The following is a 10,070-nucleotide window of genomic DNA, read 5'->3' on the forward strand; positions in this document are numbered from 1 at the left end:
GAGATGGGATCACCATGACCGTGTCCAGGCGCTACGAGCACACCGGCGTCGTCCTGATTCGTGCCACTACCGACCCAGGCGATCTGGACCCACCGACGCATCTGAACCTGTCCGATCCAGCCACGGTCGAGCGGGAAGGTCGGGCGTGGTTGGCCAAGGTGTGGGCGCGCTCGGAGGTCCGCGAAGCCCTGCGCTTAGCCAGCACGGCCCTTGGTGCGCGGATCGACCAGCTCCTCGACATGGAGACCCCGCCACCCGCGGTGAAGGAGTTGCGCCGCGCCATCGTCTCCGTGTCGTCCTACCTGCTGCGCTGGCAGCGGCGCGCGACCCCGTTCGGGATGTTCGCCGGGGTCGGTGCCATGGCCATTGGGCCCGCCACGGCTGAGCTGGGCGTCGGACATCGGGCTGTGGTGCACGCGGACGCCGAATGGCTCCTCACGCTGATCGAACAGCTTGAACGGCACCCCGCCCTGCGGCCTCGGTTGACGGTCGTGGCGAACAACGCACGGATCGTGCGCGATGGCCGCGTGATCGTGCACCGGCGGGCCGACGTCGGTGCATCCGCTCCCGGGCCGCTACGGGAGTCCTCGGTACGGCTGAGTCGGCCGGTGCAGTTCGCGCTGGCCGCAGCCAGCTCGCCGATCCGGTTCGACGCGCTCGCCGCCCACCTGGCGGCCCGGTTCGCGTCCGCCTCACCCAACAAGATCCACGCACTGCTGCACGGCCTGGTCGACGCCGGCTTGCTGATCACCAGCCTGCGACCACCAATGACGACCGTCGACGCCGTGTCCCATCTGGTCCACACGCTGCGAGCGGCCGGCGGAGAGGACGTGCCCGACATCGCCGCGCTGCTGCACGACCTCGACCAGATCAGCGACCAAGTACACCGTCACAACACCGCAGGCGACCGTGAGCAGGCGGCCAAGATTCGCCAAGACCTCGTCGCGAAGATGACCACGCTTGTCCCCGGCCGTGAGCCCGTACTGGCCGTGGACGTCCGCCTCGACGCGAAGGTCTCCGTCCCCGAGCGGGTACTGACCGAGGCCACGCTCGCCGCGAGCGTGCTCCTGCGGCTGACCACCCAGCCGTTCGGCTCGACGGCCTGGCTGGACTACCACGCCCGGTTCCGCGCCCGTTACGGGCCCGGAACGCTGGTGCCGGTGCGGGAGTTGGTCGCCGATTCCGGGCTCAGCTACCCCGCCGGCTATCTCGGTGCGCCACGGGCCCGGCCCGCCTGGCGGATGCTGACCGAGCGCGACGCCGCCCTCTTGGCGTTGATCCAACGGGCCACCGTGAACGGGGCCGAGGAGATCGAGCTGACCGACGCCGACATCGACGCATTGACCGTCGGGGAGCCCGCCGACATGGTTCCGCCGCATCGGGTCGAACTCGGCGTCGCGGTGTACGCCTGCTCAACCGAGGCGATCAACCGTGGCGACTTCCAGCTCCGCGTGACCGCCGCGCCGCGCATCCCCACCAGCATGGCCGGGCGGTTCGCCCACCTGCTCGACGACGCCGACCGCGCACGGCTGGCGTCGACCTACGCCGCGGAGCCCGAAGAGCCGACGCCGAACGGGGTGTTGGCGGTGCAGCTGTCCTTTCCCCCACGCCGTCCCCACAACGAAAACGTCGTACGAGTCGCGCCGCTGCTTCCTGACGTCGTGCCTCTGTCCGAGCACCCCGATCAGGCGCACTCCTGTGCCGGTGTCATCGACGTGGAGGACCTGGCGGTCACCGCCGACGCGGAGCAGATGTATCTGGTTCAGCGTTCCACCGGCCGACGGGTGAGCCCTCGGGTTCCGCACGCGCTGGATACCGTGGTCCAGAGTCCGCCGCTGGCGCGATTCCTCGCCGAAGTCGCCGATGCGCGCAGCGCGGTATTCCGCGGATTCGATCTCGGTGCCGCCCGGACCCTCCCCTATGTCCCGCGCATCAGGTACCGGCGCACAGTGCTGGCCGCTGCCCGCTGGATCCTCACCGCAGCCGACCTCCGCAGCCGATCGACCGGTGACGGCCCAGCGGATTCTCTGCGTTGCTGGCAGCAGCGGTGGCGGGTACCGGCACGGGTCGTGCTGTGCCACGGCGAGCTGCGCCTGCCCCTCGACCTCGATCACGATCTGGACAGGACCCTGCTGCGCGCCCAGGTGGAGCGAGCCGGGCAGATCGAACTACAGGAGGACGGCCCACCCGACGGCCACGGCTGGATCGGCCGCCCGGCGGAGCTGCTGATCCCCATGACCGCGATCACCCCGACCTCACGGCCGCTGCCGGTCACCGCGGCACCGGGTGCCCTGCTTCGGCCAGGTGACTCCGCCGTGGTGCACGCGCAGTTGGCCGGCAACCCCGCCCGGTTCGACGAGATCCTCACCGCTCACCTACCCAGGCTGGTCGAGGACCTCGACGGTCTGCTCGCGTCGTGGTGGGTGCGGCGCCACCGCGACATGATCAGGCCCGAGACCGACCAACACCTCGCGGTGTTCCTTCGCCTGACCGACGCCGGAAAGTACGGGCAGGCCGCCGCCACGGTCGCCGAGTTCACGGCCGGCCTGGAAAGGCGCGGTCTTCCCTGCCAGCTCACCCTGGCCTCCCACCCGGAGCATCCCGCCCGCTACGGCGAGGGCCCCGCGCTGGCCGCAGCGGAACGGGTGTTCACCGCGGACACCGCAGCAGCGATCGCGCAGATCACCACGGCATACGAAGCCGGGATGTCCACCCAGGCGCTGGCCGCGGCGTCGATGGCGCACCTGGCCGCATCCTTCGCCTCTGATCCGAAAGCCGGATACCGGGCGCTCCTCGCATGTCTACGCCAGGAGAAAGGGCCGCTCGACCGGACGCTGCGTGACCACGCGCTTGAGCTGGCGGACCCCAGCGAGGGATATCGAGCCGTCCGCACCCTGCCAGGCGGTGAGGCGGTCGCAGCGGCCTGGACAAACCGAGACACCGCACTCACCGCCTACCACCGAGCCCTTGCGCAGCAACAACGCCGGCCGAGCATGATCCTCCGGACGCTGCTGCACGAGCACCACATCCGTGCCGTCGGCGTCGACCCGACATATGAGAAGGAGACCGGCCGACTCGCCCGCGCCGCCGCGCTGCGCCGCCTTGCCCTGGCCGGTGCCCTGTGAATCCCGCCAGAGACACCGGCCTCGCGGCGCTCACCGTTGACGAGGCCGCCAGCCAGTCCCTCGCCCGCGGTCACGCCGGGACAGCGCTGCTGCATATCGAGCGAGCCTGGACCGGCACCGGAACCTGGGACACCGCCCGCGCACACATCCGGCGGGCGATGGCTGGGCCGATCGACGCCGCCGCACACGCCGGCCTGTACTACGGGGCGCCCGCTATCGCGTTCATGCTGCACGCCGCCTCGGACAGCCATCCTCGTTACCGCGCCGCCTGCGAGGCGCTGGACGAGCACGTGCTCCGACTGGCCCGACGGCGCCTGACGACCGCCACCGCACGGTTCGAGCGGGACGAGCCGGCCACGTTCGCCGAGTTCGACCTCTTCTACGGACTGACCGGGATCGCTGCGCTGCTGTTGCGCCGCAAACCCGGAAGCGATGTCCTCGCCGGGATCCTGCGCTACCTGGTCAGCCTGACCAGGCCGCGATACCAAGACGGCGTCGCGGTTCCCGGCTGGTGGGTGGCCCACGACCCGGACGAGATCCTGCCGACCCCCGGCGGGCACGCCAACTTCGGGATGGCACACGGCGCCGCCGGGCTGCTCGCCCTGCTCGCCCTCGCCACCAACCACGGCTACGTCGTCGACGGCCAACACGAGGCCATCGCCGTCCTCACCGGCTGGTTCGACCGGTGGCGACAGGACTCCCCGGACGGGCCGTGGTGGCCACACTGGGTCACGCGCGAAGAACTGCGCACCGGCCGTCCCACTCAACCTGGCCCCGGCCGGCCCTCCTGGTGCTACGGCACGGTCGGAATCGCCCGCGCCCAGCAACTCGCGGCCACCGCCACCAACGACGCGCGCCGCAAGGAAGCCGCAGAGGACGCCCTGGCCGCGGCCCTGACCGACCAACACCTCGCCCGGATCACCGAGCCGGGCCTGTGCCACGGCACCGCCGGGGTCTATCAGACCGCCTACCGAGCCGCCTGCGACGCGGGGACCCCAGCGATCACCCGAAGGCTCCCCGTACTGGCCGTCAGGCTCGCCGAGCACGCCCGCACGCTCGGGGATCAGCGGGACGAGGGCGGGCTGCTCACGGGAGGCGCAGGGATCGCCCTGGCACTGGAAACCGCACGGAACACCGCACCGCCACGCACGGGATGGGACACATGCCTGCTGATCACCTGACCTCCACGTCCCCGTCCGAACTCGCCGCCGCCGTCCTCGCCGTGCTCGCCGGCGCCGACCTGAAGGCCACTGCGGCGGCCAGGTCCGTGGACCCGCATGACCTCGACGAAGCTGTGCTGATCTACCAGGCGGCCGGGCTCGCGGCGCTGGAGCGACACGCAGAGCAGGACTGGTACCAGGTGCGTGTCCAGTTCGCCGACTGGCCCGCTGCCGAGGCCGTGGGCGCGACCCAGTTGGGGCCGGCCCTCGACCAGCTCCGGGCCGAGGGCGCGGTGGCCGGATGGTGGTTCCTGCGCAAGCACCCCTGTTGGCGGCTGCGCCTGCGCGGCGCGGATCACGCGGCCGTCGACCGCGTGCTCGGTGAGCTGACCAGTTCGGGGGCCATCGCGCGCTGGTGGCCGACGGTGTACGAGCCGGAGACCGCCGCCTTCGGCGGCCCGACGGGGATGGAGACCGCCCACGACCTGTTCTGCGCCGACACCCGCGGCGTCCTCGACTACCTGCGCCGTGAGGACTCCGGTCTTGGTCGCCGCGAACTCTCCATCCTGCTGCTCGGTGGCCTGCTACGCGCCAGCGGGCTGGACCTGTTCGAGTGCGGCGACGTCTTCGACCGGGTCGCCCGGCTCCGACCCACGCCGGCCGATGCCGACGCCGCGCGGATCGAGCGGTTGGCAGCGAAGGTGCGCGCCCTGCTGTCGATCTCCGACCTGCCCAACAGCGAGCTGTTCACCCCCGGGGGACCGGTCGCGTACGCCGCGCCCTGGCTCGCCGCGTTCCAGACCGCCGGCCACCAGCTCCGCGACGCCGCCGCGCAAGGGCGCCTGGAGCGAGGTGTCCGAGCGGTCCTCACCCACATGCTCATCTTCCACTGGAACCGGTTCGGTCTGTCCGCCGCCAGCCAAGGCATCCTCGCCCGCGCCGCGACCACGGCCCTGCTGCCCCGGAGGTGAGCATGAACCCCGCAACCCTGGCCGCAGCCGCGCGCTACTTCCCTCTCCTCGGCCGACCCCGGCCTGCCTGTCCCTCCCTGACCGAGCGAGTCCAGGAGATCGCCGACGTCGCCCATGCAGCGCGGCAAGGCGGCACAAACGGCCTGGCCGCAGCGGCGGACGCCCTGAACAGGGCCGCCCTGATAGCCAGCGACTGCGGCCTGCCGAACCTCGCCCGCGACCTGTGCTGGCGACACATCGACGTCTATCGCGGCGCCCGTCGCCCGCTCACCGTGCTGGAGGCCCGGCGAATGCTCGAACCGGTGCTCAACCTCGCCCGGCTGCGGATCCGCGCCGGCGACGGCGAGCAGGCGCTGCGGTTGCTGGCGTCGATGTACCAGGCTGTCACGTCCAATACCGACCTCGTCCTCGACGGACACACCTTGCCCCTGGCCGAGGTCACCGGCACCCGCTACGAACACCACAAGCTTCGTGAATGGGTGTGGCTGCACCTCCTCGGGGATGGAATCCGCGCCCTGACGCTCGCCGGACGATGGGATCAGGCGGTGGCCCACGCGCAAGCTCACCGCGGGATCGGATTGCATCTCATGGAGGGCCGGCAGGCGACGATCGTGGCTCACTGCCTGAACGGAGCACCGGCAGCGGCGCAGGCCGCACTGGCCGAGAGCACGCCGAAACAACCGTGGGAACTCCAGGTCGCATCCTGCCTCAAGGTGATGTGCACCCACGCTGGCCGGACCCCGGCAAGCCGGGAGATCACCGCGATGATCGAGAACTTCCTCCAAGGCGACCCGGTGCCCGGCTACGCGGTCTTCCGGTGCCAGCTCGGACTGGCCGTGACCACGCTCGTCCGCGCCAGCGATTCCGGCGCGGCCGAAGGGATCTTCTCCCAAGTGGTCGACGAAGCGATCGATGCTGAGGACGGATACGGAGCACGCGAGGTGCTCCGATTTCCCGCCGCGCTGGATGGCTTGACCAGCGAGCAGCGCAACGCACTCACCGACCTGGTGACGTCCTCTGGCCTGGGAGCAGGAACACTGCCGGACTCCCTACTCCATTCTCTGTTCAGCTCCACGCACACCGCGGCAGAAGTATTGAGCGCCTTCGTAGCCCAGACGGAGCCTGCGGGTACCTGGGCGTGACCAGCCGCCGCTGAACAGTCTCACAGTCTCCCGGCGGGAGCACGAATAGTTCGGGCGCAGCCCCCGGGCACTTCCCTGCCGCGTCCTATCGTGGTCCGTGGCAGAACAGCAGGCCACTGCGACAACTGATGCGGAACTCGCCGTCGCGGTCGATCACGCTGTCCAGCAGGCGCCGAGCGCACTCCAGCGTCGCGTCAAACGGGACACCGGCGGTATCAGCCCACGTTCGGTAGGACGCCAGATGAGCGATCACCGGTTCGGGCTCGCGCACCGTGATGGCACCGACCAACTCCACGACCTCGACGTCAGCGAAGTAGGGACGCAACATGGCGGGGGCATCGTCCAAGGGAAAGCGGCTACTCAGCGACACACGCCGCGGCCCGCGCTCGACACCCAGCACCTCGGCCGCCGCGGCAGACCACAGGTCATCGAGTTCGTTCTTGTCCTCGCGGGCATTCGTCGACGCGATCAACGTGCCGCCGGGCGAGAGCACCCGGACCGACTCTGTAAGCGCAGCATCGACATCGTCGACGTGGTAGAGCATGTGCATGGCCAAGACCGCGACGGCAGAGCGGTCGGCAACCGGGAGCGCGGCGGCATCGGCCACCGCCACCGGCGGTGCGACATGAGCCAGGATGCCTGCGGAGATGTCCAGTCCGACAACGGTGAGATCGGGGCGCTGGGCGCGGATTCTGGTGACGTAGCGGCCGTTTCCGCAACCAACGTCCAGCACAACGCCGCCGCCGCCGGTGGGGAGATGATCGAGCACGATGCCCGGAAGGTCATAGGTGGGTTGTTGCCACCGGTACAGCGATTGGCGAGCGGCGAGGTGGCGCTCGTCGCGGTAGGCGCTACCCGCAAGGACGGCGCGGCTGGTCGTGTCGAGGTCGCTCACGTCATCTCCGGCGTGGGAAGAGGTGGGAGTGCAGGCGGCGGCGCGCAGAACGCCGCGATCTCCCGGGAGATCTCCCGGGCCTGCGGGGAGTGCGCGTATCGAGTGCGACCAAGGCTTTTGCCGATGCCGGCGGCGCGCTTGATAATGCTGGCCGTCCGTCGGACCTGTGGGGTGGCGAGCACAATGCGCAGTTGCTCGGTCATGCCGTCCAAGTCGTCCTGCATGAGGTAGGCACGGCCGAGGTCGAGTCGCGCGGCCAGCATGTCGCCGGTGGACCGGTCGGCAGGCGGGGCGGCTGCGTAGAGCTGGAGCGCGGATGACGACTCCTGCACGGCCCTGGCGGCGGTGGCACGGTCACCCAGGGCCAACAACGTGGTTCCGGCGTAGACGGCTTGCTTGGCTGCGGGGAAGGTGAACACACCAGCATCATCGTCGTCTGCTCCCACGACGGCACGGGCCCGTTCACCACGTTCGAGCGCGGCGAGCGCGCCCCGAGCGTCGCCGCGGGCGGCACAGGCTCGCGCTTCCAGGCTGGGCAGGCGTGCGGCTACCGAGCCGTGACCGCAGTAGCGGGAACCATCACGAGCGAACTCCACGGCCTCTTCGAGCTGGCCATCCCAGTAGGCGATGAGGCTCTGCAGGCCGCGCACCCACGCCCGCATTCCGTTGTTCCCGGCCAGCTCCGCGCAGAGAAAGGCGGTATCGGCGTGGGTACGCGCCGCACGGTAGTAGCCGAGGTCGAGGCAGATGTGAGCCTGCAGTCCACTCAATCGGCTGGCGGCGAGATACAGGTCACGCATCTGATCGGGGAACCGGTTGCTCTCCACGAGGTGGAAGACGTCACCGCGCAGCTCGCGGACATCCACGAACAGTTCTGACAGCGGCTGCGAGACGTAATCTGTGGCGAAACGACGGACCTTGACGCTGATCTGCTCCAGGCTCGCGCGGCTGATCCTCGCGTCACTGACCTGACGGGCGAACCGGGCGGCATCACGAGCATCGTCCGCGATCGAGGTGCAATCAAACCGGACATCCGCGTTCGGCTCGCCAGACCCGGCGACCGCCTGCGCCCCGTCAGACTCCGCCGCGGCCGAAACGGTCAGCAACTTGTCCAGTTGCTCAAGGGACACGCCGAGCGCGGCCGCGATCTGCGGGCGTCGCCAGGGCTGTGGCGTCAACGTGCCGCGTTCCCACCGGCCGACCGTGGACAGCTCCACCCTCAGCCGGATCGCGAAGCTCTGTTGCGTGAAACCCATGGCTTCGCGGCGCGCCGCCAGTGCGTCGCGTCGGTTCGCCACCCAGACCACCCCCGATCATGGACGTCCCACCATAGCTAGTCGCCCTTAACGCAGGTCACATGCTCACGACCACTACCCATTTGGGCTAATCAGGCCGTTGTTCTTGGGGTCCTGCGACGTTGGGCAACCAGCAGGGCAGGACAACCCGCCACCGGTGCACGGCAGTGGCCCCGCCGCTCAGCCCACCGGTGAACCCCCACTCAATCACGGTGTACCGCCGTCTCGCCCCCGGAGGCCAAAGCGCGCCGGCCACGCCGACGTCGCCACATCCGCGCCTCATGCCCGCCGCATCGGCGCTCTGGAGAACTGTACCGATCCCCGTTTCACTTCACGCAGGGAAGCGAACTAAAGAGCTTGTCTCATGTGGATGATCGGGCTGTGTCATGATCCACAGACGTGGTCGACGAGTTCGCACGCCGGTTGGTCCCCGATGAACTGTGGGCCCTGGTCGAACCGCTGTTGCCAGCGCAAACCGCACGGCCGCAGGGCGGCGGCACGCGGGAGAGGGACCCGCGGATGGTGTTCACTGCGGTGGTGTTTGTGCTGACCACCGGGTGCGCCTGGCGGCATCTGCCTCCGGTGTTCGGGGTGTCGAAGGCGACCGCGCACCGCCGGTTCACCGCCTGGACCGAGGCCGGGCTGTGGCGACGGCTGCATCAACGCGTGCTGGACGAGTTGGGCCGCCAAGGCGAGATCGACTGGTCCCGAGCGATCCTGGACGCCGCCAGCGTCCGGGCCAAAAGGGGGGACCCATGACCGGTCCGAACCCCGTGGACCGCGGCAAACCCGGGTCGAAGATCCACGCGCTGTCCGACCGTACCGGCCTGCCGTTGGCCGTGGGCATCTCGGCGGCCAACACCCACGACAGCCAGGCGCTGCGGCCGCTGGTGGCCGCGATTCCGGCGGTGGCCTCCCGGCGTGGTCCGCGGCGGTGGCGGCCGGCGAAGCTCCACGCCGATAAGGCCTATGACGTCCCGTACCTGCGGGTATGGCCGCGCCGGCGGGGCATCATCCCCCGCATCGCCCGCAAGGGCATCGAGGCCCCGGACAAGCTCGGCCGGCACCGCTGGCGCATCGAGCCCGTCATCGCGCAACTGTTCGGCTACCGCCGACTCACCCTGCGCTACGAACGCAAGCCCGAGCTGTTCTGCGGCTTTCTCACCCTGGCCGCCGCCCTGATCTGCTTCAAACGACTCACCACATGAGACAAGCTCTAAACGCCGCGCTCATGAAATCAGCAGCGATATCCGGAGGCGGTACCGCGAAGATGGAGCGTTATTCAGAGCCCTTACCAGCCAAGTCGGTAGAACTCCAGTGCGGTGACGATTCGGATGACATTCGGAAGCTCGGCGAGGTGCCCTCGAAAGCCGGTGGCAAGTATCTTCCAGTTCTTGACATGGGCGATGCATCGTTCGACGGCAGAGCGCAGCGAGGAGATCACCCTGTTGTTTGCCTTGTCGCCGATAGAGAGCTCGCCAC

At 69.7% G+C, this 10,070-nt stretch carries 8 protein-coding genes; 5 read left to right on the plus strand and 3 right to left on the minus strand.

The window, feature by feature from the left end; translation table 11 throughout:
- The first annotated feature begins 14 nt into the window (after positions 1 to 14).
- From FFT21_RS25175 to FFT21_RS25190, 4 genes are read left to right on the plus strand one after another with little or no spacing between them, the layout of a single operon-like run.
- Positions 15 to 3,125 (plus strand): lantibiotic dehydratase, encoded by a 3,111-nt coding sequence (locus FFT21_RS25175; RefSeq protein ID WP_137816410.1) that lies wholly within the window; start codon positions 15 to 17, stop codon positions 3,123 to 3,125.
- Complete coding sequence (locus FFT21_RS25180) at positions 3,122 to 4,306, plus strand: lanthionine synthetase C family protein (RefSeq protein WP_137816411.1); 1,185 nt, start codon at positions 3,122 to 3,124, stop codon at positions 4,304 to 4,306. Before FFT21_RS25175 ends, FFT21_RS25180 begins: the two co-directional genes overlap by 4 nt.
- On the plus strand, positions 4,288 to 5,256 hold the full coding sequence (locus FFT21_RS25185; protein ID WP_137816412.1) for a thiopeptide-type bacteriocin biosynthesis protein: 969 nt from the start codon (positions 4,288 to 4,290) through the stop codon (positions 5,254 to 5,256). Before FFT21_RS25180 ends, FFT21_RS25185 begins: the two co-directional genes overlap by 19 nt.
- A gap of 2 nt (positions 5,257 to 5,258) precedes the next feature.
- Entirely contained in the window at positions 5,259 to 6,398 is a 1,140-nt protein-coding gene (locus FFT21_RS25190) for a hypothetical protein (RefSeq protein ID WP_137816413.1), read from the plus strand.
- A gap of 85 nt (positions 6,399 to 6,483) precedes the next feature.
- On the opposite strand, the gene FFT21_RS25195 is transcribed toward FFT21_RS25190, so the two are convergent.
- Both FFT21_RS25195 and FFT21_RS25200 read right to left on the minus strand, forming a co-directional pair.
- A complete protein-coding gene (locus FFT21_RS25195) occupies positions 6,484 to 7,293 on the minus strand; it encodes a class I SAM-dependent methyltransferase (RefSeq protein WP_137816414.1) in 810 nt (269 codons plus the stop codon).
- Positions 7,290 to 8,591 (minus strand): helix-turn-helix domain-containing protein, encoded by a 1,302-nt coding sequence (locus FFT21_RS25200; protein ID WP_137816415.1) that lies wholly within the window; start codon positions 8,589 to 8,591, stop codon positions 7,290 to 7,292. Before FFT21_RS25200 ends, FFT21_RS25195 begins: the two co-directional genes overlap by 4 nt.
- A 396-nt stretch (positions 8,592 to 8,987) precedes the next feature.
- Here FFT21_RS25200 and FFT21_RS25205 point away from each other — a divergent pair.
- Positions 8,988 to 9,796 (plus strand): IS5 family transposase gene (locus FFT21_RS25205; protein WP_371856860.1). Its coding sequence is split into 2 segments (ribosomal slippage): positions 8,988 to 9,341 and positions 9,344 to 9,796, totalling 807 coding nucleotides; the frame shifts between segments, so codons are not numbered across the junction.
- 83 nt (positions 9,797 to 9,879) lie between these two features.
- Here the strand turns inward: FFT21_RS25205 and FFT21_RS25210 are convergent.
- Positions 9,880 to 10,070 (minus strand): transposase family protein (locus FFT21_RS25210; protein WP_137813614.1); only part of this gene is annotated, 191 nt, incomplete at its 5' end.

This window comes from Gandjariella thermophila (assembly GCF_005405885.1).
In the GTDB taxonomy this organism is placed as follows: Bacteria; Actinomycetota; Actinomycetes; order Mycobacteriales; family Pseudonocardiaceae; genus Gandjariella; species Gandjariella thermophila.